17 protein-coding genes and 1 pseudogene are annotated in these 24,778 nt (G+C 69.3%); 8 read left to right on the plus strand and 10 right to left on the minus strand.

Features of this window, described 5'->3' with window-relative positions:
- Window positions 1-125: 125 nt before the first annotated feature.
- The gene (locus ADBZ9K_RS19485; RefSeq protein ID WP_526623339.1) at window positions 126-2,237 is read right to left on the minus strand and encodes a S9 family peptidase; all 2,112 of its coding nucleotides are present in this window, start codon (window positions 2,235-2,237) and stop codon (window positions 126-128) included.
- Window positions 2,234-3,139 (minus strand): phosphoribosylaminoimidazolesuccinocarboxamide synthase, encoded by a 906-nt coding sequence (locus ADBZ9K_RS19490; protein WP_526623341.1) that lies wholly within the window; start codon window positions 3,137-3,139, stop codon window positions 2,234-2,236. Before ADBZ9K_RS19490 ends, ADBZ9K_RS19485 begins: the two co-directional genes overlap by 4 nt.
- Window positions 3,140-3,190: 51 nt before the next feature.
- Between ADBZ9K_RS19490 and ADBZ9K_RS19495 the strand changes: the two genes are divergently transcribed.
- The gene (locus ADBZ9K_RS19495; protein ID WP_526623343.1) at window positions 3,191-3,823 is read left to right on the plus strand and encodes a hypothetical protein; all 633 of its coding nucleotides are present in this window, start codon (window positions 3,191-3,193) and stop codon (window positions 3,821-3,823) included.
- Between the two features lie 3 nt (window positions 3,824-3,826).
- Here ADBZ9K_RS19495 and ADBZ9K_RS19500 read toward each other — a convergent pair whose 3' ends face one another.
- Window positions 3,827-4,438 carry a TetR/AcrR family transcriptional regulator gene (locus tag ADBZ9K_RS19500; RefSeq protein WP_526623344.1) on the minus strand — a complete coding sequence of 204 codons (612 nt, stop codon included), beginning with the start codon at window positions 4,436-4,438 and terminating at the stop codon, window positions 3,827-3,829.
- 72 nt (window positions 4,439-4,510) lie between these two features.
- On the opposite strand from ADBZ9K_RS19500, the gene ADBZ9K_RS19505 reads away from it, so the two are divergent.
- The 4 genes from ADBZ9K_RS19505 to ADBZ9K_RS19520 all read left to right on the plus strand — a co-directional run bounded on the left by ADBZ9K_RS19505 (window position 4,511) and on the right by ADBZ9K_RS19520 (window position 10,462).
- Window positions 4,511-7,102: an NAD-dependent epimerase/dehydratase family protein gene (locus ADBZ9K_RS19505; RefSeq protein ID WP_526623346.1), complete on the plus strand. Its 2,592-nt coding sequence runs from the start codon at window positions 4,511-4,513 to the stop codon at window positions 7,100-7,102.
- A 7-nt stretch (window positions 7,103-7,109) separates the two neighbouring features.
- Entirely contained in the window at window positions 7,110-8,390 is a 1,281-nt protein-coding gene (locus ADBZ9K_RS19510) for a cytochrome P450 (protein WP_526623348.1), read from the plus strand.
- 16 nt (window positions 8,391-8,406) lie between these two features.
- Window positions 8,407-9,552, plus strand: coding sequence for an amidohydrolase family protein (locus ADBZ9K_RS19515; RefSeq protein ID WP_526623350.1), 1,146 nt, complete (start codon window positions 8,407-8,409; stop codon window positions 9,550-9,552).
- Between the two features lie 88 nt (window positions 9,553-9,640).
- Complete coding sequence (locus ADBZ9K_RS19520; protein WP_526623352.1) at window positions 9,641-10,462, plus strand: mycofactocin-coupled SDR family oxidoreductase; 822 nt, start codon at window positions 9,641-9,643, stop codon at window positions 10,460-10,462.
- A gap of 442 nt (window positions 10,463-10,904) precedes the next feature.
- Here ADBZ9K_RS19520 and ADBZ9K_RS19525 read toward each other — a convergent pair whose 3' ends face one another.
- Complete coding sequence (locus ADBZ9K_RS19525) at window positions 10,905-11,117, minus strand: hypothetical protein (RefSeq protein ID WP_526623354.1); 213 nt, start codon at window positions 11,115-11,117, stop codon at window positions 10,905-10,907.
- Here ADBZ9K_RS19525 and ADBZ9K_RS19530 point away from each other — a divergent pair.
- Window positions 11,098-15,684, plus strand: coding sequence for a beta-propeller fold lactonase family protein (locus ADBZ9K_RS19530; RefSeq protein ID WP_526623356.1), 4,587 nt, complete (start codon window positions 11,098-11,100; stop codon window positions 15,682-15,684). The genes ADBZ9K_RS19525 and ADBZ9K_RS19530 overlap by 20 nt on opposite strands.
- Window positions 15,685-15,793: 109 nt before the next feature.
- Here the strand turns inward: ADBZ9K_RS19530 and ADBZ9K_RS19535 are convergent.
- Window positions 15,794-15,974: pseudogene (locus ADBZ9K_RS19535) on the minus strand (cytochrome P450); the annotation flags it as partial.
- 31 nt (window positions 15,975-16,005) lie between these two features.
- On the minus strand, window positions 16,006-17,478 hold the full coding sequence (gene purB, locus ADBZ9K_RS19540; RefSeq protein WP_526623358.1) for an adenylosuccinate lyase: 1,473 nt from the start codon (window positions 17,476-17,478) through the stop codon (window positions 16,006-16,008).
- Here purB and relZ point away from each other — a divergent pair.
- On the plus strand, window positions 17,477-19,195 hold the full coding sequence (relZ, locus tag ADBZ9K_RS19545) for a bifunctional ribonuclease/(p)ppGpp synthase (RefSeq protein WP_526623360.1): 1,719 nt from the start codon (window positions 17,477-17,479) through the stop codon (window positions 19,193-19,195). The genes purB and relZ overlap by 2 nt on opposite strands.
- On the opposite strand, the gene ADBZ9K_RS19550 is transcribed toward relZ, so the two are convergent.
- Both ADBZ9K_RS19550 and ADBZ9K_RS19555 read right to left on the minus strand, forming a co-directional pair.
- Complete coding sequence (locus tag ADBZ9K_RS19550) at window positions 19,192-20,211, minus strand: SDR family NAD(P)-dependent oxidoreductase (RefSeq protein ID WP_526623362.1); 1,020 nt, start codon at window positions 20,209-20,211, stop codon at window positions 19,192-19,194. The genes relZ and ADBZ9K_RS19550 overlap by 4 nt on opposite strands.
- Window positions 20,208-20,837, minus strand: a complete 630-nt coding sequence (locus tag ADBZ9K_RS19555; protein WP_526623364.1) for a TetR/AcrR family transcriptional regulator — start codon at window positions 20,835-20,837, stop codon at window positions 20,208-20,210. Before ADBZ9K_RS19555 ends, ADBZ9K_RS19550 begins: the two co-directional genes overlap by 4 nt.
- 92 nt (window positions 20,838-20,929) lie before the next feature.
- On the opposite strand from ADBZ9K_RS19555, the gene ADBZ9K_RS19560 reads away from it, so the two are divergent.
- Window positions 20,930-21,841 (plus strand): alpha/beta hydrolase, encoded by a 912-nt coding sequence (locus ADBZ9K_RS19560; RefSeq protein WP_526623365.1) that lies wholly within the window; start codon window positions 20,930-20,932, stop codon window positions 21,839-21,841.
- A gap of 8 nt (window positions 21,842-21,849) precedes the next feature.
- Here ADBZ9K_RS19560 and purD read toward each other — a convergent pair whose 3' ends face one another.
- Together purD and ADBZ9K_RS19570 are read right to left on the minus strand one after the other, a co-directional pair.
- A complete protein-coding gene (gene purD, locus ADBZ9K_RS19565) occupies window positions 21,850-23,121 on the minus strand; it encodes a phosphoribosylamine--glycine ligase (RefSeq protein WP_526623367.1) in 1,272 nt (423 codons plus the stop codon).
- A 27-nt stretch (window positions 23,122-23,148) separates the two neighbouring features.
- The gene (locus tag ADBZ9K_RS19570) at window positions 23,149-24,687 is read right to left on the minus strand and encodes an acyl-CoA carboxylase subunit beta (protein WP_526623369.1); all 1,539 of its coding nucleotides are present in this window, start codon (window positions 24,685-24,687) and stop codon (window positions 23,149-23,151) included.
- Window positions 24,688-24,778 lie beyond the last annotated feature (91 nt).

Here is a 24,778-nt window from a genome sequence, read left to right on the forward strand (position 1 = left end):
GCTACCGCAGCCGCCTGCCCAACTCCGCGGGCAGCTGCCAGGCGCTCGAGACGGCGGTTCCCGGCGTAACGCGATCAGCGGCAGCCTCTACCGGGGCGCACTCGCGCATTCCGGGCAACCCCGCATCACCCCGCGGCGGCCTTCCCGTGGCGGTCCGGGGCGGCCGTCGCCAGCAGCCAGGAGTACTGGAAGGCGGCCTCCTTCCACCGCTCGTAGCGGCCGCTGATGCCGCCGTGCCCCGCGGCCATCTGGGTCTTCAACAGCACCGGATGCTCATCGGTCTTGGTGTGTCGAAGCGCGGCAACCCACTTCGCGGGCTCCACGTAGAGCACCCGGGTGTCGTTGAGCGAGGTCATCGCCAGGATGGCCGGATAGTCCTTGGCCTCGACGTTCTCGTACGGCGAGTAGGACTTCATGTAGAAATAGACGTCCTTGTTCTCCAAGGGATTTCCCCACTCGTCCCACTCCGTCACCGTCAACGGCAGCGAGGGATCGAGGATGCTCGTCAACGGGTCCACGAAAGGCACCTGGGCGAGGATGCCGGCGAACAGGTGTGGTGCCAGGTTGGCCACCGCCCCCATCAACAGGCCGCCGGCGCTCCCGCCGAGTGCGACGAGGTTCTGCGGCCGGGTCAGCCCGGTGTCGACGAGATGCTGTGCGACGGCGATGAAGTCGGTGAACGTGTTGCGCTTCTCCAGCAACTTGCCGCGCTCGTACCACAACCGACCCATCTCGCCACCGCCGCGGATGTGGGCGACGGCGAAGACCATGCCGCGATCCAACAGCGACAGCCGGGCCACCGAGAACCGCGGATCTTCAGAAGATTCGTAGGCCCCGTAACCGTATTGCACTGTCGGGGCGGGGAATTCGATCCCAGCGCGATACACCAGCGAGATCGGGATGCGGGTACCATCCTCGGCGATCGCCCAGTCGCGGCGTTCGACGTAGTCCTCGCGACGGTAACCGCCGAGCACCGGCTGCTCCCGCAGCATGGTGCGCTCACCGGTGACCAGGTCGAGGTCGTACACCCGAAGCGGGGTGATGAACGACGTGGCACCCACCCGCAGCTTGGGCGAGGACCAGTTCGGGTTGCCCGCCAGACCGGCTGAGGTCAGCTCGGAGTCGAAGGTCATCTCCTCCGGAGTGCCGTACCCGTCACCGGAGATGGGCCACAACTGGATACGCGGCAGCGCTTCTCGTCGATAGCTGACCACCAGATGGTCGGCGAAGGCGTCGACACCGTCGAGGCGGACGTCGTCCCGAGCGGCGATCAGCGTCCGCTGCGCGGTCGGATCGCCGATCGGCGCCTCGACCAACGTGAAGTTGACCGCACCGTCGTTGTGCAGGATGAGGAAGCGATCCTCGCCGCCGACCACCGCGTGCTCCACCGAGTACTCGACTCCGTCACGGCGGGGCAGGATCCTGGAGAAGTCGGCCTGCGGATCGTTGGCATCGGCGAAGCGCACCTCGGAGGTGATCGCCGAGCCCGCCGCGATGATCACGTACTTATCGCTGCGGGTGCGACCCACGCCGATCCAGAACCTCTCGTCCGGCTCATGGAACACCTGCTCGTCGCGGCCACTGGAACCGAGCCGGTGGCGCCACACTGTGTCCGGGCGCCAGGCGTCGTCGACCGTGGTGTAGTACACCGTCGCATTGTCGGCCGCCCAGGTCACCCCCGACGCGATCCCCGCGATCTCGTCGCCGAAGAGATCGCCGGTGCGCAAGTCCTTGAATCGCAGCGTGTATCGCTCGTCGCCGACCACGTCCACCGAGTAGGCGAGCAGGTTTCCGTCCAGGCTGACGCTGGCGGCGCCCAGCGCGAAGAAGTCGTGGCCGTCTGCTTCGGCGTTCTCGTCGAGCAGCACCTGCTCACCGGGAATCTCGGTGTGCTCGTCAAACACCGGCGGGGTCCAGTCCCCAGGATCGGCGACCGGGCACCGGCAGTGCACACCGTATTGCTTGCCCTCGAAGCTGCGCCCGTAGTACCACCAGTCACCGCGCCTGGTCGGCACCGACAGGTCGGTCTCCTTGGTGCGCGACTTGATCTCGGCGAAGATCGTCTGCTGCAACGGTTCCAAGTATGCCGTCGCGGCATCGGCGTAGGCGTTCTCCGCCTCGAGGTGGGCGATGACCTCCGGATCGGACTTGTCACGCAACCATTCGTACGGGTCGACGAACACGTCGTCGTGGTGGATGCGCTGGGTGTCGACGCGCTTTGCGGCGGGGGGGTTCATGCGGCAGTTCCGATCCAGTCGGCGAATGAGAGTCCCGAAATTCGCTCGTAGGCTTCGATGTAGCGGTCCCGGGTGGCTTCGATGATGTCAGCGGGAAGCGGTGGGGGTGCGACGGAGCCGTAGCGGTCCCAACCCGACTCGGGTCCGGTGAGCCAGTTGCGGACGAATTGCTTGTCGAAGCTCGGTTGTACGACGCCCTGTTTGTAGGTGTCGGCCGGCCAGTATCGCGACGAGTCAGGGGTGAAGACCTCGTCAGCCAGCACCACCCGGTCGTCGGCGTCGACGCCGAACTCGAACTTGGTGTCGGCGATGATGATGCCCTTGGTCAGCGCGTGGTCGGCAGCCTGGGTGTAAATCTGCAGCGTGCGCTCGCGCAGCTGGTTGGCACGGACCGCGCCCACCAAATCGATGACCTGGTTGAACGGGATGTTCTCGTCGTGCTCGCCGAACTCGGCCTTGGTGGCCGGGGTGAACAGCGGTGTCTCGAACCTGCTGGCCTCGACCAGGCCGGGCGGCAGGGCGATGCCGCAGACCGCGCCGGTGCGCTGGTAGTCGATCAGGCCGGAGCCGGTCAGATAGCCGCGGGCGACACACTCGACGGGCACCATTTCGAGCCGCCGGACCACCAGCGCCCGGCCCAGCACCTCGCCGGGGATGCGCGGGTCGTCGGGTGGGCCGGCCAGATGATTGGGCGCCTGGATGTGGTCCGAGAGGTAGTCGAAGAAGAAGACGCTCATCGCGGTGAGGATGCGACCCTTGTCCGGGATCAGACTGTCCAGGATGTAGTCGAACGCCGAGATCCGGTCGCTGGCGACGAAGAGCAGGTGCTCGTCGTCGATGCGGTAGATCTCACGTACCTTGCCGCTGGCCAGATGCTGATAGTCGCTCAGAGCGGGGCGCATCGCGTCAGCCTATCGGCCGCTGCGGCGGCGCGACTGTGCTGGGATCGAGCCATGAGATCGAGGTACCTGCCCTACGCCACCACCCCGGGCCGGCTGCTGGCGCAGTTGGCCAGCGACCTGCTGGTGGGCCTGTGGATCGCGGCGTGGGTGATGATCGGATTGGGTGTCCACACCGCGATCGCCGCGATCTCCGGAGTGGGCCGTCAGGTCGAGGACAGCGCCACCGGCATCTCCGACAACCTGGATTCAGCCGGTAACAGCGTGCACGGTGTCCCACTGATCGGCGACTCGATGGCCAAACCGCTGCGCGCGGCCAGCGAGGCCGCCCTCGACCTGGCCGGGGCGGGCCACAACCTGGACACCACGGCGTCGTGGCTGGCGGTGCTGCTGGCCATCGCCGTCGCGGCCCCGCCGATCATGGCCGTGGGTATGCCATGGCTGTTTGTGCGGATCCGGTTCTTCCGGCGCAAATGGACGGTGATCGCCCTGGCCCGCACCCCGGCCGGGATGCAGTTGCTGGCATTGCGGGCCCTGGCCAATCGCCCGCTGAGAAAACTGACCGAGGTCAGCCCCGACCCGGTCGGCGCGTGGCGGCGGGAGGACCCGTCGGCGGTCCGGGGTCTGGCCGCGCTGGAACTGCGGTCCGCCGGGGTTGCGATGCCGCGCTATCGGAACCGCCAATGAGCGCTACCCGTCCGTGCGCACACCGGAAACGAAGATCTCGGTCATCGCCCTCTTGATCGCCTGCGGGTCGAGATCCTCCCCGGCGAACAGCCACGGTGCGAAGGCCTGCGACGCGACCACCAGCCCGACCATGAGGCGTTGCATGGCCGGCCGGCCCGGTCCCGGTCGCCCGGCCCGGTCGTCCCGGCTTCGCCCGGCGGCGTGCAGGGCGTCGAACATCTCCGAAAGGCTCTCCCGCACACCGGATACCGCCTCAGCGGCTTCCGGTTCACGCATGACAATGACAAAGGCCATGACGGCGTCGTGGTGCGACTCCAGGCTGTCGTAGAGATCGTCCACGAAGGCCTCGATCAGGACGTCCTCGGGTGCATCCTGGCGCTGGGCGAGGGTGGCGCGGAACGACTCGACGAACTCGGTGAAGGGTTCGATGACAGCCGCGGAGAAGATACCGGCCTTCGAACCGAAGTGGGTGTACAGCGACGTCTCGTAGGTTCCGGCCCGCTGGGCGATCTCCTTGGTCGAGGTACCCGCGTACCCGCGGCGAGCGAACAGGTAGCCGGCAGCCTCGAGCAGATCTTCCCGGACCGCAGCGCTGGAACGTCGCGTGGCTGCCATCCGGGAGAGCATATAGGCCGTCCCAAAATTTAAGCTAGTAATCACTAGCTATATGCAGTATCTTCGGTCGTGATGAGAATTCTGGTAACCGGTGCAAGCGGCGACTTCGGCCGCGAAGTGGTACGCCGACTGTTGGCCCGCGGCGCGGACGTCGTTGCATTCGCGCGCAGGCCCCCCAAAGATCCGAGGTTGACGGCTGTCGCAGGCAACATCTGCGATCTCGATGCCGTCACCGCCGCGATGCAAGGCGCCGACGTTGTCGTGCACTTCGCCTGGGCGCTCGAGCCGCTGCCCACCGAGGAGGAGAACCGGACGGTCAACGTCGGCGGCACCGAGAACGTCCTGACCGCGATGTCCCGGGTCGGGTGCAACCGGCTGGTCTTCTCGTCGTCGGTGATGGCCTACGGGTCGCACGCCGACAACCCGGACTTCCTCCGCGAGGATGACCCGCTTCGGCCCGACCCGCGGATCTACTACGCCGCGCAGAAGGCTGAGGTCGAGTCGTTGATCGCCGCGGCAGGCGTTCCGGCGGTCATCAGCCGACCGGCAATCGCCTTGGGCCACGGGACCGTCAGCTATGCGGGACGCCTGTTCGGCATGCCTCTACTGGCTGCGGTCCAAGGCGTGCAGACCCGTTGGCAGCTGATCCATACCGAGGATGTCGCAAGGTTTCACGCCGACGCGTGTTTCAGCGACCGCACCGGTGTCGTCAACCTGGCAGCGCCGGATGTGCTGTCGTCCGAGGAGTTCGCCGCCGAACTGCATCGCCGGGTGCTCTCGTTGCCGCGGTCGGCGATGGACAGAGCACTGCGCTTCAGCTGGGACCACGATCTGCTCAACATCGAGCCCGCGACACTCGACGGCCTCATCTGGCCGCCCGTCGTGGACACCACCCGCCTGACCGAGGAATGGGGATTCAGCGTCGGGTCAACCGGCCGCGAGGTCGCCGAGTCGGCCGGCCGCATCTTCGGCCGGTGTGTCTATCTCGGCGCCCGCCGCGTCGACGCACCGTGGCGGATGAGGTGGGCGCCCACCGAGGTCGCGGCCGGCCTGCCGCCCGCCGCAGGCGGGCCGCTCGTCGACCCGGCGCCTGAAGGCCTGGGCGGGGAGTTCGACTCCCTGATCGACCCTCGCTATCCGGTGTACAGCGCATCGAACCTCTCGGAGGCCTTCCCCGGACCGATGTCACCACTGTCGCTGGACATCTCGCTGGCCGCCCTGCGGGGTAGCGGAGCATCCACCGCCGAACTGCTGATGCTCGACTCAGCCCAGCAGACCGAGATGTCGAGCCGCCCGGTGATCAGTGCCGGACACCGGCTCTACGTCAACGTCTCCGTGCTGCGCGAGATGGCGAGCGCGATGCCGGGCTGGAGCGCCGACGACATCGACCGGCAGTACCTCGGCAGCGCCGAGGTCGCCAAACCGACAGTCGGCGCGCCGACCGCATCTGTGCTGAGCAGATTCGGCCAGACCGGCCGGGTCGCGGGTCGGATGCTGCCTGCCGTCCTGGCTGTCAGGCGCGAAGCCGCGCACCTGCGTACCGAATGTGACCGGTTGCGGGCCGAAATCGACAACTCGGCAGCCATGACCGACGCGCGTCTGCTGTCCCGGCTGTCACTCGCCCGCGACCTCGCTGTGCAGGCCTGGAACGTGTCCTCGTTCGCCGCGGCCGCAGCGGGCAACGCGGTGACCGTCGCGAGCGGATCGGACGACGCGGGCAGCACCCGGGTCGGCGCAGACGACCTCCCCAGCGGTGCGATCCTTCGTCATGTGGAGCGCCTGGGTGAGATCCTGCGTACCGATCCCAGGCTGGCCTCACACTATCGTGGCAGCTCACTGGACGAGGTACGCAGCGCCTCAACGACTTTCGCCGCCGCATTCGATGCAGCGCTGGCCGAGATCGGCCACCGCGGCCCCGGCGAGGGCGAGTTGGCCAACGCGATGTTCGAACAACGACCGGAGGCCCTGCTGAACGCGGCATGGGCCGCGACCGCCAGTGGCCGGACACACACCCCGCCACCTAGGCGCGGTCTACGTTCGCGACTGGCGCGACGGGTCCTGCACGACCGCGAGGAGTCCCGCGACATATCCGTGCGGGCGACACACAACCTGCGGCTGCTTGCCCTCGAACGCGGGCGCCGGCTCGTTGCCGAGGGCAGGCTCGAACGGGCCCACGACGTGTTTGCGCTGACCTACGACGAATTGTGTTTCGGCACCGAGACAGTCACACCGGATCTAGTGCGGCGACGCTGGGCCGAGCGGGACCGGCTGACCGGGTTGACGCTCCCCCCGATCTTCGACCGGCGATGGCAACCCGTCAACGAATCGGCCGCCTTCGCCGTCGGCGACGTGCTCACCGGCGCCGGCGCCAGCGCCGGATCTGTGACGGGTCGCGCCCGGGTGGTCACCTCGGCCCTGGACACCGAACTGGAGCCCGGCGAGATCCTGGTAGCGCACGTCACCGACACCGGGTGGACGGCCTTCTTCGCCGGCGCGGCCGCAGTGGTGACCGACGTCGGAGCTCCGGTGTCGCATGCCGCGATCGTCGCCCGCGAATTCGGCATCCCGTGTGTCGTGGGAACCCACGACGCAAGCGTTCGGATCGCCGACGGCATGCAGCTGCGGGTGGACGGTACCGCCGGAACAGTGACCCGACTCAGTTGAGGACTCCATGACAGACAACGAATTGCGGGCGTGGATCCGCGCCGCCGACGACGTCGCCTACCGCCGCCACATCGTCGAGTTCACCGCGGCATCGCCGCGCACCAGCATCCGGGATCTACACGGCCCGCTCGGGGCCGCACGTGAGCGGTGCCCCGTACAGCGCGGCAGTCAATCCGAGATCGCCGGGTTCGAGGACTACCGGACCATGTCGGTGTTCTCCGAACGGCCGCTGTTCAGCCTGTTGGGATTCCCCGAGGCGCGTATCGGTTTCGGCGACGCCGAACGATTCTCGTCGGCCATTCACAACGAGACCATCGGCCAGGTCTGGGGCGAGACATTGCTCGGCATGGACGGCGAGCAACATCGCCGCTACCGCGATCTCATCGCGTACGCGTTCCGCCGGCGCGCACTACAGCCGTTGCGCGAACGGGTAGTCGACCAGATCGTCGCCGGGCTGGTCGACCGGTTCGCCGCGCGTGGGCATGCCGACCTCGTCGACGAACTCACCCTGCTGTTCCCGGTCTACGTCATCGCCGAGCTGCTGGGGCTGCCCCGCGCCGACGTCCCGCGGTTCACCTCCTGGGCCGTCGACACGATCCTCATCTTCTACAACCCTGAGAAAGCGCTGGAAGCCTCAAAAGCGTTGGCAGGGTACATCTCTGAACAGATAGCCGACCGTCGGGCCAACCCCGGCGACGACATGATCAGCCAACTGATCGAGGCCGAGGTCGACGGACTACGGCTCAACGATCAGGAACTGATCAACTTCGTCCGCATTCTGCTCCCGGCCGGCGCCGAAACAACGGCCCGCTCCACCGCCAATCTGTTGCTGGCCCTGATGACCCACCCCGAGCAGTGGGACGCCTTGCGCGCCGACCCGGAACTGATCCCCGCGGCCATCGAAGAGGGGCTGCGCTGGGAACCGCCGCTGACCTCGCTGAACCGCGCCGCGACGGTCGACACCGACATCGACGGTGTCGCGATCCCGAAAGGCGCGATCGTGGCCTGCAACATCAGCGCGGCCAACCGCGACCCCCGGCGATGGGACAACCCGGACAAGTTCGACATCCGACGGGCCCCGCAAGCGAATCTCGCATTCGCGCACGGGCCGCACACCTGCCTGGGCATGCACCTGGCGCGGATGGAGACGCGTGTGGTCATCGACGAACTGCTGCGCCGCATTCCCGACATCCGCCTCGACACAACCAAGCCCGTCCCGCAGATCCAGGGGGTCGGATTCCGCTCCCCCATCGCCCTACCGGTCGTCTTCACACCCGAGAACACCTGACCAAGGAGAGAACACCATGCCCTTGCAAGACTGGATGAAACTGATCTCCACCGACGACCACTTGGTCGAGCCACCGGACCTGTGGACCAGCCGGCTGCCGAAGAAGTGGCAGGAAGACGGCCCCCGCATCGTCGAGGAGCCGCAGCCTGACGGGCAGCTCGCCCACCAGGTGTGGGTCTACGACGGCAAGCGGCACCCCAACATCGGGCTCGCGGCGGTGGCCGGCAAGGAGCCCGAGGAGTTCGGCGACGACCCGGTGCGCTTCGACGGGATGCGGCCCGGCTGCTACGACCCGGTCGCGCGGCTGGCCGACATGGACCTCGACGGAGCCTGGGCCGGCCTCAACTTCCCGACCTTCCCGGGCGTTGCCGGGCGGGTATTCACCTTTGCCGCCGACAAGGACCTGGCCCTGGCCTGCATCGAGGCTTGGAACGACTTCGTCCTCGACGAGTGGTGCGCCGCGGCACCCGACCGGTATATCCCCGGCGTCCTCGTGCCGCTCTGGGATCCCGCCGCCGCCGCACGTGAGGCGCAACGGACCCACGACAAAGGCGCCAAGGGCATCATTTTCACCGAGAATCCGGTTCCCCTGGGTCTTCCGTCGTTCCATACCGACCACTGGAGCCCGTTCTTCGCCGCGGTCGAAGAGCTCGACATGCCACTGGCCTGTCACTTCGGCTCGTCGAGCAAGGCACCTGTCACGGCTCCGGATGCACCGTTCGCGGTCATCGCCGCGTTGTTCGGCACCAATTCCATGGCGGCCGCGACCGACCTGGTGTTCTCGCCGGTGTTCCACCGGCACCCGAAACTGAAGATCGTGCTCTCCGAGGGTGGCATCGGATGGATGCCGTACCTCATCGAGCGTTGCGACCAGGTGTGGGAGAAGCACCGGTTCTACCAGGACATCAACCGGGACGTCCGGCCGAGTGAATTGTTCCGCAAGCACATCTTCGGCTGCTTCATCGACGACGAGTCCGGCATCAAGAACCGCTACGACATCGGCGTCGACAACATCACCTGGGAGTCGGACTATCCGCATTCCGACTCGAACTGGCCGCACAACCGCAAGCGGGCCGCCGAGGTCTTCCGAGACGTGCCCGACGACGAGGTCCACCGCATCGTGGAATTGAACACCAGACGGCTGTTCAACTTTCCCGGCTGAGCGTCAACCAGTGGATTTCGGCGCGCACATGACCGCCGCGCGGTCATGTGCGCGCCGAAATCGCCCGAGCGCGCGCTAGGGTTCCCCCGTGACAGAGCTCGCAGACACCGTCGCAGTAATCACCGGCGCGGCCCGCGGCCAAGGGAGAAGTCACGCGGTGGCGCTGGCCGCCGAGGGCGCCGACATCATCGCGATCGACCGCTGCGCCGACATCGACTCGATCCCCTACCCGCTGGCCAGCAAGGCTGACCTCGATGAGACCGTCGAGTTGATCCAAGCCCAGGGCCGCCGGGCGGTACCGGTGATTGCCGACGTCCGCGATCTCGACGCGCTGCGTGCGGGCGTTCAACTCGGCATCGACCAGCTCGGCGACATCGACATCGTGGTGGCCAATGCCGGCGTGGTGGCGATCGGCCTCAAGGATCCGCTGGACGCGCAGGTCTACCGCGACATCGTCGACACCAACCTCAACGGTGTGTGGCACACGATCGCCGCGACCGTGCCGTCGATGATCGCCAAGGGCCGCGGCGGCTCGATCGTGTTGACCAGCTCCGCGCAGGGCCTGGTCGGCCGCGGCGGCGACGGTAGCGCCGCGATGTTCGCCTACGCGGCGGCCAAGCACGGGGTGGTCGGCTTGATGCGATCCGCAGCAAATGCCTACGCCCAGTACAACATTCGCGTCAACTCGGTCCACCCCACTGGAGTGGCGACCCCAATGATCCTCAACGAGCACACCGCCAACAGCATGCGCGACAACCCCAGGGCCCCGTCGCTGTCGGCCAACCTGTTGCCGGTCCCCTTCGTCGAATCCAACGATGTCACCAATGCCGTGGTGTGGCTGACCAGCGCTAAAGCGCGCTACATCACCGGCGTGACATTGCCGGTCGACGCCGGGCATGCCGCAATGTGAGCCGCGCTCGTCTACGGCTTGGCATCACTGGCAACGGAATTCGGCAGTCCTGTATGGAATTCTGTTGGGCTGTAACGCTAATGGTCATGGAGTACCCACTCCGACGACACAGCGGCGGCGATCGCTGACACTGCAATCGGCAGCCCCCGAACACCTGCGGCTCCACGTGGCCGGCGGGGCCGGTGGTGACGGGTCGTCGGTGACGGCCGGCATTGCAGAGGGGCGCTCCAGCAATGTCTGTCGGTGGTGGCAATGCTCGCCGAAGGTGCGGTGGCACTTCGGTACGGTCCATTCAGTAGACGTTTATTCGCAAACGAGCCATTCGTAACGGGCGCCTTGCATAATGGCCCAACATTTCCCGACGGTTGGAGGGTGAGGACGCGATGATGGCTCAGCCAGGTGATGCCCGGGTCAGGACTGCTGCACGCTGTGGTGGCGGTAGCTATATCGGCCGGGTGGGCGCGCTGGCTTTCGCGTTGGGCGTGGGTGCGGTCATCGCGGCTGTGCCGGCGGTCGCGTTCGCCGAGACGGGTTCGTCCGGGTCGAGTTCGTCGGAGTCGGGCCCGAAGTCGGGGTCGGGGTCTGGGTCAGTCGATGCTGGTCCTGCCCGCTCGGCGGCACATACCCGGACCTCGGTGGCCGCCTCAACAGGCACAACCGGTCGGTCCGTACCCAACCGGCCGGCCGGGGCAGTATCGGGCGGCCTACGCCCGGCAGGGCTCACACGGCCCAGCGCGATCACCCCGCTGGCCGCACCGGCGGCCAGCGTCACAGCGGCTAACGATCGGATCCGGTCCACAGCGCTCTCTGGCGGTGATCCGGCCGCCCCGGCAGCAGCGGCCTACCTGCCCACCGCGGTGGCCTATACCCGGCGGCACGCCGTCTCGAGCACCCCGGCTTTGGCCCTGCCCACCGCCTCCGCGCTGGCCTGGCAGCCGGGCAGCATCATCGCGATCTTCATCAGCAACGGCACCGCCGAGCACCCCAATGCCGGTTTGCTAGCCGGCAATGGATACAGCTACGACGCCAGTTCCTGCAGCAGCGGCAGCGCCTGCAACGGCGGCAACGGCGGCCTGTTCGGCTCCGGCGGCAACGGCTACAACGGCGGCAACGGCGGCTCGGCCGGCTGGTTCGGCCACGGCGGCAACGGCGGCACCGGCCTGGCCGGCCAAGCCGGCGGCAACGGCGGCACAGGCGGCTTGTTCCTCGGCGACGGCGGAAACGGCGGAACCGGCGGCACCGCAACCACTACCGGCGCCACTGGCGGCAACGGCGGCAGCGGCGGCAACACCGGAACACTGTCGCTATGGGGCACCGGCGGGGCTGGTGGCCAAGGCGGAACCGGCGCCACCAGTAGTGACGGCGCCGACGGCGGAACCGGCGGAACCGGCGGCAAGGGCGGTAACGGCAGTGTCCTGTTCGGCCGCGGGGGTGCTGGCGGCACCGGCGGGACCGGGGGTGCCGGCGCCACCGGCGCTACCGGCACCGCCGCGACCACAGCCGGCCAAACCGGCGGCAACGGTGGAACCGGCGGCAACGGCGGACAAGGCGGAACCGGCGGCCAAGCCGGCACCGGCCGAACCCTGTTCCTCATCACCCAGACCGGCACCATCGGCACCGGCGGGACCGGCGGAGCCGCCGGCGCGGGCGGGACCGGCGGAACCGGCGCCACCGGCACCGCCGCCACCCCCACCGGCGGCAACGGCGGCAACGGCGGCAACCCCGGCACCCCCGGCACTGGCGGACTCAACGGCGACGGCACCGTCACCGCAGCCACCGGCCAAGCAGCCACTTCCGGCGGCAACGGCGGCCAAGGCGGCAACGGCTACAACGCCGCCACCGACCCCACCGCCACCGCCGGCACCCCGGGCGGCAACGGCGGCAACGGCGGCAACGGCGGCGCATTCGGCAATGGCGGGGCAGGAGGCAACGGCGGCCAAGGCGCCGCCGGCACCCTCACCACCCTCGGCGGGACCGGAGGAAACGGCGGCAACGGCGGCAACAGCGGCACCCAAGCCGGCAACGGCGGCCAAGGCGGAACCGGCGGCCAAGGCGCCACCGGAACCAACGGCACCACCGGAACCAACGGCGGATCGGCAGTCGTGTCGCAGACCTTGGTCGAGGTCGGCAAAGCTCCGTCCGGGGTGGCCGTCAGCCCTGACGGCACCACGGCCTACGTCACCAACAACACAAACGGCACCGTGTCGGTCATCGACACCGCCACCAACACCGTCATCGGCGGCCCTATCTACGTTGGTGTCAACCCGTACGGCGTGGCGGTCAGCACCAACGGCAACGCCTACGTCGTCAACGCATACGACGACTCGGTGTCGGTGATCGACACCACCACCAACACCGTCATCGGCAACGCCATCAGCGTTGGTCACATACCGATGGCGGTGGCAGTCACCCCCGACGGCACCAAGGCCTATGTCACCAACTCCGCGAGCGGCACGGTGTCGGTGATCAACACCGCCACCAACACCGTCATCGGCAGCCCCATCGCCGTCGGAGGCAGCTCGTACGGGGTGGCCGTCAGCCCCGACGGCACCAGGGCCTACGTCGCCAACACCGACAACTCGGTGTCGGTCATCGACACCACCACCAACACCGTCACCACGACGTTCACCGTGGGTGACCGGCCGTACGGTGTGGCGGTCAGCCCCGACGGCACCCGGCTCTACATCACGAACAACTCCGGGAACTCGGTGTCGGTGATCGACACCGCCACCAACACCGTCATCGGCGACCCCATCACCGTCGGGGACGGCCCGACCGGAATAGCCGTCAGCCCCGACGGCACCCGCCTCTACGTCGCCAACAATGGCGACGACACGATGACGGTGATCGACACCGCCACCAACGCCACCACCACCGTCAATGCCGGTGGCGGCCCGCTCGGAGTGGCCGTCAGCCTCGACGGAACCCACGTCTACGTCACCGACCAAAACAGCTTCATCGTGCCGGTGTTCGCACCTACGCAGGACGGTGCTGCCGGCGGTGACGGCGTGTCCGGTGGCAACGGCGGGGCCGGTGGCATTGGCGGGAACGCGCTGTCACCCAACGGGATTGGCGGGGCCGGCGGCTTTGGCGGGGCGGGCGGCAACGGCGGAAATGGCGGCGCAGGTGGCACCGGTGGCGACGCCACCAGCAGCCTCGCCGCGGGAACCGGCGCCGCAGGCGGCAACGGCGCCGACGGCGGCCAGGGCGGCGCCGGCGGCGGCGGCGGGACAGCGAGTGGCGGTACCAACGGCACCAGCGGTCAAGGCGGCGCCGGCGGCAACGCCGGCACCGGAGGCACCGGCGGAACCGGCGGAACCGGCAACGCCACCTTCCCCACCGGCGGGGACGGCGGCGACGGCGGAAACCCCGGCTCCCCCGGCACCGGCGGGCTCAATGGCAACGGCACCGGCAGCGGCCCCACCGGCCAATCCGCCACCTCCGGCGGCAACGGCGGAAACGGCGGAAACGGCTACAACGCGGCCCAGGACATCACCGCTGCAGCTGGGACCGCCGGGGGGAACGGCGGCACCGGCGGCAACGGCGGCGCGGTCGGCAACGGCGGCCAAGGCGGAGCGGGCGGCCAAGGCGCCGCCGGCAACCTCACCACCCCCGGCGGCAACGGCGGCAGCGGAGGCGAGGGGGGCAACAGCGGCACTCAAGCCGGCACCGGCGGTACCGGCGGCGCAGGCGGAAACGGCGGCAACGGCGGCGCAGGAAGCACCGGCGGGAACGGCGGCACCGCCGCCGCACCACTGACGACCCCACTGAGCACGATCAGCGTCGGCCCTAACCCAACCGGGGTGGCAGTCACCCCTGACGGCGCATACATCTACGTCACCAACAACGGCAGCAACACCGTGTCGGTGATCAACGCCGCCACCAACACGGGCATCGGCGACCCCATCACCGTCGGTACTGGACCCCTCGGCGTTGCAGTCAGCACCAACGGCAACGCATACGTCGCCAATCTATTCAGCAATTCGGTGTCGGTGATCGACACCGCCACCAACACCGTCATCGGCGACTCCATCGCCGTCGGCACCCATCCCTATGGGTTGGCGGTCACCCCCGACGGCGGATACGTCTACGTCACCAACAGCGGAAGTAACACCGTGTCGGTGATCGATACCGCCATCAACGCTGTCATCGGCGACCCCATCACAGTCGGCACCAACCCCAACGCGGTGGCAATCAGCCCCGACGGCACCAAGGCCTACGTCACCAACTACGACAGCAGCACCGTGTCGGTGATCGACACCGCCACCAACACCGTGATCGGCAACCCCATCACCGTCGGCACCAACCCCAACGCGCTGGCGATCAGCTCCGACGGCCGTTATGTCTACGTCACCAACGCCCTCAACGACTCGGTGTCGGTAATCGACACCAGCACGAACACCGTGACCACCCCGATATCCGTCGGCGACAGCCCGGTCGGGTTGGCGATCAGCCCCGACGGCACCCACCTCTACGTCACCGACTACGTCACCGGCTCCGTGTTGGTGATCGACACGACCACCAACACCGCCATCGGCAACCCCATCCCCGTCGGCGACGGCCCCGAAGGGGTGGCGGTCAGCCCCGACGGCACCCGGCTCTACGTCGCCAACGTGTTCAGCTACACCGTGTCGGCTCTCGGCCCAGCCCAGAACGGCTCTGCCGGTGGCAACGGCACCACTGGCGGCGCCGGCGGGACTGGCGGAACAGGCGGTAATGCGCTGTCACCCAACGGGATTGGTGGCACCGGCGGGACAGGCGGCACGGGCGGAAACGGAGGCATCGGTGGAGTCGGCGGGACCGGGGCCAACGCCACCACCACCCTGGCCGCCGGAACGGGTGGCACCGGCGGCAACGGTGGAGGCGGCGGGCAAGCCGGCACCGGCGGAGGGGGCGGCAACGCTAACGGCGGGACCAACGGCACCGGCGGGCAGGGCGGAGCGGGCGGCAACGCCGGCAGTGGAGGCGGCGGCGGAAACGGCGGCGACGGCAACGCCGCCTTCCCCACCGGCGAGGGCGGCGGAAACGGCGGCAACCCCGGAACGGTCGGCACGGGGGCCAACGGAGGTTCGGCCGGCAGCGGCGGCACGGGCGGCGGAACCGGCGCTTCCGGCACCACCGGCCAAGCCGGCCAGCCCGGAGCCCCGGGCCAAGACGGCACGAACTACACCACCACGGGTGGCGGCGACGGGACAGCAGACGGCGGGTCGGTGTCTGCCTGAGGCCTCAACCGAATCAACGAACAGGTGCCGAATCCCGGTGTGCCTGTTGCTGCGCACCCACTCCACCGGCTTGACCACGTCGATGCGTGAGAAACGGCTCAGCAGCCACGCCGGACTCTACGGCGTCCAGCAGCGCACGGGGGGGCTCACAGATCGTCCTCGACCCGGCGGATCATCCGCGGCGTCAACCCGCAACTGACCGGCCGGCGGATGTGGGTGTGCCGGGGGGCGTCCATCATGTTGAGCACCTGGCCGGCCACCGGCAGATCCTGCAGCAGCGTGCCGCCGAAGTCGATGCCGATGCCGATGAGCGACAGGGGCTTACAGGATCGCGCCGGCGGTGTACTTGGCGGCATCGGGGTAGGCGCTCACCAGCTCGTCGACCGCGGCGACCACATCGTCGACCTGGCTGCCCGCGGCTCCGATGAACGCCTGCTTGTCGGCGAGTGCGGCGTCCAGTGCCGCGCGGTCCAACGGCAGGCGGTCGTCGGCGGCCAACCGGTCCAGCAGGTCTGGTTCGGCACCCTGTTCGCGCATGGCCAGCGCGACGGCCACTGCATGCTCCTTGATCACCTCGTGCGCCGTCTCCCGGCCCACGCCGGCGCGCACCGCGGCGATCAACACCTTGGTGGTGGCCAGGAACGGCAGGTAGCGGTCCAGCTCGCGCTGGATCACCGCGGGGTAGGCGCCGAATTCCTCGAGCACCGTCAGGAACGTCTCGATCTGCCCGTCGACGGCGAAGAACGCATCCGGCAGGGCCACCCGGCGCACCACCGAGCAGAAGACGTCGCCCTCGTTCCATTGCGCCCCAGCCAGTTCCGCTGCCATCGAGGCGTAGCCACGCAACACCACCTGCAGCCCGTTGACCCGCTCGCAGCTTCGGGTGTTCATCTTGTGCGGCATGGCCGAGCTGCCGACCTGCCCGGCCGCGAACCCCTCGGTCACCAGTTCGTGGCCGGCCATCAGCCGGACGGTGTGCGCGAACGACGACGGGCCGGCACCAAGCTGAACCAGCGCCGAGACCACGTCATGGTCTAGCGATCGGGGGTACACCTGGCCGACACTGGTGAAAACCGCTGTGAAGCCCAGGAATTCGGCGACCCGGCGTTCCAGCTCCACCAGTCGGTCGGCGTCCCCGTCGAACAGGTCGAGCATGTCCTGGGCGGTACCCATCGGCCCCTTGATCCCGCGCAGCGGGTAGCGGTCGATCAGCTCACGGATGCGGGTCAGCGCGATCAGCGTCTCCTCGGCGGCCGAGGCGAACCGCTTGCCCAACGTGGTGGCCTGCGCGGCGACGTTGTGACTGCGCCCGGCCATCACCAGGTCGCGGTAGGTGGCGGCGCGATCGGCAAGCCGGGCCGCCACGGCCACCCCGTGGGCGTGCACGAGTTCCAGCGACCGGCGGATCTGCAACTGCTCGACATTCTCGGTCAGGTCGCGGCTCGTCATCCCCTTGTGCACATGTTCGTGCCCGGCCAGCGCGTTGAACTCCTCGATGCGGGCCTTCACGTCATGGCGGGTGACCCGTTCGCGGGCGGCGATCGAGGCGAGGTCGACCTGCTCTAGCACCCGCTCGTAGTCCTCGACCACCCCGTCGGGCACCTCGACGCCGAGTTCCTGCTGGGCGCGCAGCACCGCCAGCCACAGTCGGCGCTCGGCGACGATCTTGGCTTCGGGGGACCAGATGGCGACCATCTCGGCGCTGGCATACCGGTGGGCCAGGACGTCGGGGATCGGGGCGTGAATTGTCACAATCACACAGCTTACGGCGCGGGTACGGCAAGGTAGGCGCATGTACTTCGTCGGCCTGGACCTGGCCTGGGGTGAGCGCAAGCCCACCGGCATCGCGGTGCTCGACGCCGAGGGTCGGCTCACTCATATTGCTGCAGCACAGGATGATTCGAGCATCCTGGCCGAGCTGGAACCGTATGTCGGCGGCGACTGCCTGGTTGCCATCGACGCGCCGCTGGTGGTGACCAACCCCACCGGTCAACGGGGCTGCGAGACCGATCTGAACCGTGATTTCGCCAAATTCGAGGCCGGCGCGCACCCGGCGAACACCGGAAAGCCCGAGTTCGCCGGGACCCCGCGGGGGGCAAGGATCGCCGGGGCACTCGGGCTGGACATGGACCCGCACTCACGGGGCCCCCGGCGGGCCATCGAGGTGTACCCGCACCCGGCCACCATCGTGCTGTTCCGGCTCGGCCGCACCCTGAAGTACAAGCACAAGCAGGGCCGCAGCCTCACCCAACTGCGCACTGAGTTGCTGCGGCTGATGGACGAGATCGAAGGGCTGGGGCAGGCGGCGGTGCCGTTGCGGGTCGGCGACCATCGAGGCTGGGCGGAGTTGCGCAGCGCCGTCGAGAACGCCACGCGCAAGAGCGAACTGCGCCGCGTCGAGGATCCGGTCGACGCCGTGATCTGCGCCTACGTCGGGCTCTACGCGACGCGCCGACCGGCCGGGGTCACGGTCTACGGGGATTTCACCACCGGCTACATCGTCACGCCGACCCTGCCGGCCGACCTGAAGCCCGCACCACCGGAGCCGACCCCCGGGGTGGTCGCCGAGGCCATAGCGCGCTATGCCGAGCGACGGCCCGCGCTGATCGCCACCACCGAGCACTACTTGGCGTTGGTGACGCGCCTGCTCGACGACGCTGGCATCAACTACCTCAGCGTCACCGCCCGCACCAAGAGCGTGGCCTCGTTCGCGGCCAAGGCCGACCGCAGCATCCACGGGCGGCGCCTCTATACCGACCCGGAGACGCAGATCACCGACCAGGTCGGGGTCCGGGTCATCACCTATCTGCGGGAGGACGTCACCGCGGTGGGCAACCTGCTGGCCGATGAACTGCACGTCCTCGCCGACCTGGACATGGGGCAGGTCACCGCCCGGGAGGGTCGCTGGGGGTACGCCAGCCGGCACCTGCTGCTGGCCCTGGACAGCGAGCCCCAGCCGGTATCGGTGCAGGTCCGCACCGTTCTGCAGCATGCATGGGCCGAGTTTGAACATGACATCCGCTACAAGGGCACGATCCCCGAGGAGGACGCGCCCGAACTGGACCGCCGCTTCACGCTGGCCGCCGGGCTTCTCGAATTGGCCGACCGCGAGTTCACCGAGATCCGGGACCGGCTCCGCGCGTCGATGGCCGACGATCACAGCCCGGCGGCGACGGGAGCCGGGATCGCGACGCCGGTGCTGGCCACCTACCTCGGACATCGCTTCCCGGAAGCCGGCTGGTCCCGCACCGAGCACTACGCCTGGATGTCGGAGCTGCTGGGCGAGTTGGGCATCCTGACCCTCGACGCCCTCGAGGAGCTGCTGAACAACCTCGACACCGACGCCGTGAACCACAAGATGGAATACCGTTTCCCGGCCGGGGCGGTGCGCCGCCTCGACGATGCGTTGTTGTCGGCGTTCGAGGAGCGCTATGTCGGCCTGTCGGGCAACGCCCACCGGGTTGCGCTGCTGCAGACGCGGCTGTTGCGGCTGCGGGTGACTCCCGATTAGCTCCGCAGCCCGCTCCAGGCCTCGGAGGTGCCCGTCAGTCGACTGACCTGCTCGAGCAGGCGGCGCACCTTGGCCGGGTCCTCGTGGCGCTGCCAGCCGAATGTCGTCGGCCGCTGCACCCGGTCATGCCAGAAATGCCCGGGCTTGGATTCGGGGCGGGTAGCCACCAGCCACACCGCCGTGTCGGCGCCGTCGGCCACGTCGCGCAGCAGCGGCTTGGTGATCACCCGAAACCGTGGCAGATACTCGGCCACCCCGGGGGTATCCACCCAGCCCGGGTGCATGCTCTCCACCCGGATATCGGAACCGGCCAGCCGACGAGCCCAGGAATCGGCAAGCACTACCTGCATCTTCTTGGTCCGGGCGTAGGCCCGGACCCCGTTGTAGCCGTGCCGGCATTCCAGATCGTCGACCACCAGCGGCGAGCTGTACATGCCGCCGGAGGACACGAACACCACCGCGGCACCACCGGCCGCCCGCAGCAGCGGCAACAGCCGCTCGGTGATCAGGTGCGGGCCCAGCACGTGGGTGGCCAGCTGCACCTCATGGCCCTGCGGGGTGAGGATGCGCTGCTTGGGCATCAGCCCGGCGTTGTGCACCAGCCCGTCGAGGGCCGGCACCCGGTTGGCGAAGTCAGCCGTCCAGGCCCGCACCGCATCCAGATCGGAGACGTCGCAGACTTCCTCCATGACGACGGCGGCGGCAACCGATTCCCGAACCCAGGCCGCCGACCGCGCCACCTTCGCCGGGTCGCGCCCCAGCACGTGCACCGTGGCGCCCAGCTCGGCGAACGAGCGGGCCATCGCCAGACCGATTCCCGCGGTCGCCCCGGTGATCACCACCCGTTTGCCCAGCAGAGCCTGCGGCGCGGCGTCGGCGGGCCACCAGTGCCGGCGCAAGCCCGGCCCGATCTTGGTGTAGCCGAGGATCAGTGCCCGGTCCATCGCGCCGTCCAGCAGCTCTGTCGCCGGACGGGTGAGCGCCGAGAAGTCCATGCCTCGAACGTAACCGTTCACACCCGCATGGTGCGCTCGTCGATCGGCGCCAACACGTCGACCACGTCGACCAGCGTGGCCCGCGCGACCTCGCGGGGACCGTCGCCATCACCGACCATCGCCGAGACCACCGCACCATCGACCGCGTAGACCAGTGCCGTCACCAGGTCCACCCGCACGGTGCGCCCCGACCGCGCCATCGCCTCGCCCACGGCGTCGACCCGCTGTTGGAGCAGGCGGCGCTGAACCTCGCGTAGTTCGGGCTGGCGGGCGCAGGCGATGTAGCGCTCGTAGCGGGAGATCAGTTCTTCGCTAGTCGCCGCGCCACTGAGGTCACCGACGAGGAGGTCGACCAGCACGTCGGCGGTCGCCTCCGGGCCGCGCCGGCGCCGGGGCAGCGCATCGACCCGGGCACGTAACTGCCCGGCCTCGACCGCGCCGAGATATTCGACGGCGCTCTGCACGAGGTCGTCCAGCGAGGAGAAGTAGTAGGTCGTCGATGCCAGCGGCAAGCCCGCCCGCCGCGCCACGGCGCGATGGCGCACTGCTTCGAACCCACCCTCGCACAGCAGCTCGGCGGCAGCGCTGATCAGCACATACCGTCGCCGCTCCCCCTTGGGAGTCACCGCTGCCGTCACGCTCGTCATGCTGCCAGCAGCATCACGGGGACATCGCTGTTTCACCGAATCATTAACCTCGCCCCGGCCGCGCCATCGGCGTCATTGGCCGCGATGGCAAGATGTGCCGCATGGCGAATCTGAGCCGTCGCGCGGTCTTGCGGCTGGGCGCTGGAGCCGCTGCCGGCGCCGCCGGCGCCTTCGCCATCGGCCGGTCCCAGGCCTCGGGGGTACGCGTTGCCGGCCCCAACGTCGCGATGACGGGCGTCGGTGCGCCCCTGCGTCCGCCCGTTCCGCTCGAGCCCACGCCGGCCGGTGCCCCCGCGCCGACGATGGTGACCGGATCCTTCGTGTCGGCCGCCCGCGGCGGCGTGCCGACGAACTGGGCCATCGCCCGCCCGCCCGGGCAGACGGCGCCGCTTCGGCCGGTGATCGCGCTGCACGGCAAGGGCAGCGACGCTGCGACCGTGATGGCCGGTGGTGTCGAACAGGGCCTGGCTCAGGCCGTCGCTGCGGGGTTGCCGCCGTTCGCTGTCGTCGCAGTCGACGGCGGCGGCAGCTACTGGCACCGGCGCAGCTCCGGGGAGGACTCCGGGGCGATGGTGCTCGACGAACTCATCCCCATGCTGGGCGGGCAGGGGCTGGACACCTCGCGGGTCGCGTTCCTGGGATGGTCGATGGGCGGTTACGGCGCCCTGCTGCTCGGGGCCCGGCTCGGCCCGGCCCGCACGGCCGCGATCACCGCCGTCAGCCCGGCGCTGTGGCTGTCCTCCGGGGCGGCCGCACCCGGTGCCTTCGATGGCCCCGACGACTTCGCCGCCAACAGCGTCTTCGGCCTGCCCGCCCTGGCCTCGATCCCGATCCGGATCGACTGTGGCACCAGCGACCCGTTCTATGCGGCCACCAAGCAGTTCATCGCGCAGCTGCCGAGCCCGCCGGCGGGCGGGTTCTCCCCCGGCGGCCACGACGGCGGGTACTGGAGTTCCCAGCTGCCGGGCGAGCTGACCTGGATGGCGCCGCTACTGACGGCCTGACCGCCCGATCAAGCCAGCGCGACCCGTCCCTCGGCTGCGGCGAGGGCGATGTCGCTGCGAAAGTGGCTGCCCGGCAACCGGATCGACTGCAAAATCTGGTAGGCGGCCGTGCGCGCGGCCACCAGGTCGGCGCCGGTGCCGACCACGGACAGCACCCGGCCCCCGGAGGAGACGATCGTGCCGTCGCCGCGCCGGGTCGTGCCGGCGTGCAGCACGCCCTCGGCTTCCGAACCGGTGATCACATCACCTAGGCGCGGGCGGCCCGGATAGTTCTCGGCGGCCACGACGACGGTGACGGCGTACTCGTCGCGCCACTGCAGGGGCCCGAAGCCGGCCAGCGTTCCGGTGGCCGTCGCGTGCAGCAACTGCCCGAGCGGGGACTCCAACAGCGCCAGCACCGCCTGTGTCTCGGGATCACCGAACCGGCAGTTGAATTCGACCACCGCCGGGCCGTTGGAGGTGATGGCCAGTCCGGCATAGAGCAGACCGGCGAACGGGTTGCCGCGGCGAACCAGTTCGGCCGCAACGGGTTCGACGACCTCGCTGACGATAGCGGCGTTGACCGCGTCGGGCAGCCACGGCAGGGGCGAGTAGGCGCCCATTCCCCCGGTGTTGGGCCCGGCGTCATTGTCGCCGACCCGCTTGAAGTCCTGGGCGGGCAGCAACGGGACGACGGTCTCCCCGTCGACCAGGCAGAACAACGACACCTCGGGCCCATCGAGGAAGGATTCCAGCAGTACCGGGTGCCCGGAGTCGAGCAGACTGGCCGCGTGCGCGCGGGCCAGCTCGCGGTCGTCGGTGACCACCACCCCCTTGCCGGCCGCCAACCCGTCGTCCTTGACCACCCAGGCGGCTTGGCCGGCAGCGGGCCCGAACCGGTCGAGCGCGGCGTCGAGGTGGGCGGGGTTGTCGACCGTCTCGCTGGTCGCGGTCCGCACCCCGGCGGCGGCCATCACGTCCTTGGCGAACGCCTTGGACCCCTCGATGCGGGCGGCGTCCTTCGACGGGCCGAAGCAGGCGATACCCGCGGCGCGCACGGCGTCGGCGACACCGAGAACCAGCGGCACCTCGGGGCCGATGACGACCAGATCGATGTCGAGTTTGCGGGCCAGCGCGGTGACCGCCTCGCTGGAGGTGACGTCGACATCGTATTGTTCGGCCACCGCCGCCGTGCCGGCGTTGCCCGGCGCGACGGCCAGATAGTCGACCTGGGGGTCCTTCCGCAGGCCCAACAGCAGGGCATGTTCGCGGGCACCGGATCCGATCACGAGGACGCGCACAGGTTCACACCCTAACGCCCAATCCGCTCACCAGGTGTCGACGAACCGCCTGGGCGGTGGCAGTTCACCGCGCCCGGCCGCGGCGGCCAGCGTCGCGGCGATCACGGTACGGGTGTCGGCCGGGTCGATCACGTCGTCGACCTCGAAGATCTGGGCTGCGTTGAGCGCCTTGGCGTTCTCTTCGAGGGCCGCGGTGGTCTGCCGGACCCGCTCCTCGCGTTCGGCCTCGTCGGCGATGGCCTCGAGTTCCTTGCGCAGCCCGAGGCGCACCGCACCCTCGAGCCCCATCGGGCCCAGGTGGGCGCCGGGCCAGGCAACGGTGAGCAGCGGCTCATGCAGACTGCCGCCGGTCATCGCCTGTGCGCCGAGCCCGTAGCCGCGCCGCAGCACGACCGCCACCAGCGGCACCCGCAGTGCCGCGCCGGCGACCAGCAGCCGCGAAGCCCGCCGGACCAACGCCTCGGCTTCGGCGGCCGGGCCGACCATGTACCCCGGGCAGTCGACCAGTGAGATCACCGGCAGACCGAAGGTGTCGCACAGTTGCAGGAACCGGGCCGCCTTGTCCGCCGCCCGGGCGGTGATCGCACCGGCCATCACCATGGTGTTGTTGGCGATGACGCCGACCGGGCGGCCGTCGATCCGGGCCAGCGCGGTGACCATCTCGGCGGCGAACCGCTCGCGTAGGAAGGTCACCGACCCTTCGTCGGCGAGCGTTTCGATGATGGGCGCGACCGGATAGGCGCGCCGTGCCCGCTCGGGAATGACTGTGCGCAAAGAGGTTTGGTCGGCAACCGGTCCCGGCGCGGCAGGGCCGGTGAAGTAGCCGATGAGACGTTTGGTGACGGCGACGGCCGCCGCCTCGTCGGGGACGACGACGTCGACGACACCGTTGGGCGCCTGCACCGAGATCGGCCCCACCTCGTCGGGGGCGACCTCGCCGAGGCCGCCGCCGGCGATCATCGCCGGCCCGCCCATGCCGATCGAGGCGTCCGCGGTGGCGACGATCAGGTCCGAGCAACCGGCGATCACCGCGTTTCCGGCGAAGCAGCGGCCCTTGACCACCGCGATCCGCGGCACCACACCGGATAGCGCCGCCCACAGTTTGAATGCGCGCACCTCCAGCGAGGACACCGTCGGATAGTCGGTGTCGCCGGGCCGCCCGCCGCCACCTTCGGCGAAGAACACGGTGGGCAGCCGCATCCGCTCGATGAGCTCGAACAGCCGGTCCTTCTTGCGGTGCCCGAAGACCCCCTGGGTGCCGGCTAGCACGGTGTAGTCGTAGGACAGCACCGCGCACGGATCGCCGTTAATGGTGGCCGTCCCGGCGATGAGCCCGTCGGCCGGGGTCCGGGCGATCAGGTCGTCGAGGTCGCGGCGCTGCCGCTGGGCTGCGATCGCGAACCGCCCGTACTCGACGAAGGAATCCACGTCGACCAGGTCGGCGATGTTCTCCCGGGCGGTGCGGCCACCAGCGGCGTGCCGGCGGGCCACCACCTCCGGACGGGCCGCGTCCTCGGTCAACGCCCGTCGACGCCGCAGTTCCTCCAGATCTGGACGGTCAGTCATCAGCCGAACCTACCTGCGGGCAGCCGGCGCCCCCGAACCATCATGGGCATACACCAAGCGTCGCAGTGTATGGTCAAAGCTACGTGCGCTA

Source organism: Mycobacterium sp. (assembly GCF_965229265.1).
Classification (GTDB): domain Bacteria; phylum Actinomycetota; class Actinomycetes; order Mycobacteriales; family Mycobacteriaceae; genus Mycobacterium.

What these genes read in the sequence shown, in the direction of transcription:
- ADBZ9K_RS19485 (WP_526623339.1), bottom strand. Translation starts at nt 2,237, where the DNA reads ATGAACCCCCCCGCCGCAAAGCGCGTCGACACCCAGCGCATCCACCAC.
- ADBZ9K_RS19490 (WP_526623341.1), bottom strand. Translation starts at nt 3,139, where the DNA reads ATGCGCCCCGCTCTGAGCGACTATCAGCATCTGGCCAGCGGCAAGGTA.
- ADBZ9K_RS19495 (WP_526623343.1), top strand. Translation starts at nt 3,191, where the DNA reads ATGAGATCGAGGTACCTGCCCTACGCCACCACCCCGGGCCGGCTGCTG.
- ADBZ9K_RS19500 (WP_526623344.1), bottom strand. Translation starts at nt 4,438, where the DNA reads ATGGCAGCCACGCGACGTTCCAGCGCTGCGGTCCGGGAAGATCTGCTC.
- ADBZ9K_RS19505 (WP_526623346.1), top strand. Translation starts at nt 4,511, where the DNA reads ATGAGAATTCTGGTAACCGGTGCAAGCGGCGACTTCGGCCGCGAAGTG.
- ADBZ9K_RS19510 (WP_526623348.1), top strand. Translation starts at nt 7,110, where the DNA reads ATGACAGACAACGAATTGCGGGCGTGGATCCGCGCCGCCGACGACGTC.
- ADBZ9K_RS19515 (WP_526623350.1), top strand. Translation starts at nt 8,407, where the DNA reads ATGCCCTTGCAAGACTGGATGAAACTGATCTCCACCGACGACCACTTG.
- relZ (WP_526623360.1), top strand. Translation starts at nt 17,477, where the DNA reads ATGTACTTCGTCGGCCTGGACCTGGCCTGGGGTGAGCGCAAGCCCACC.
- purB (WP_526623358.1), bottom strand. Translation starts at nt 17,478, where the DNA reads ATGCGCCTACCTTGCCGTACCCGCGCCGTAAGCTGTGTGATTGTGACA.
- ADBZ9K_RS19555 (WP_526623364.1), bottom strand. Translation starts at nt 20,837, where the DNA reads ATGACGAGCGTGACGGCAGCGGTGACTCCCAAGGGGGAGCGGCGACGG.
- ADBZ9K_RS19560 (WP_526623365.1), top strand. Translation starts at nt 20,930, where the DNA reads ATGTGCCGCATGGCGAATCTGAGCCGTCGCGCGGTCTTGCGGCTGGGC.
- ADBZ9K_RS19570 (WP_526623369.1), bottom strand. Translation starts at nt 24,687, where the DNA reads ATGACTGACCGTCCAGATCTGGAGGAACTGCGGCGTCGACGGGCGTTG.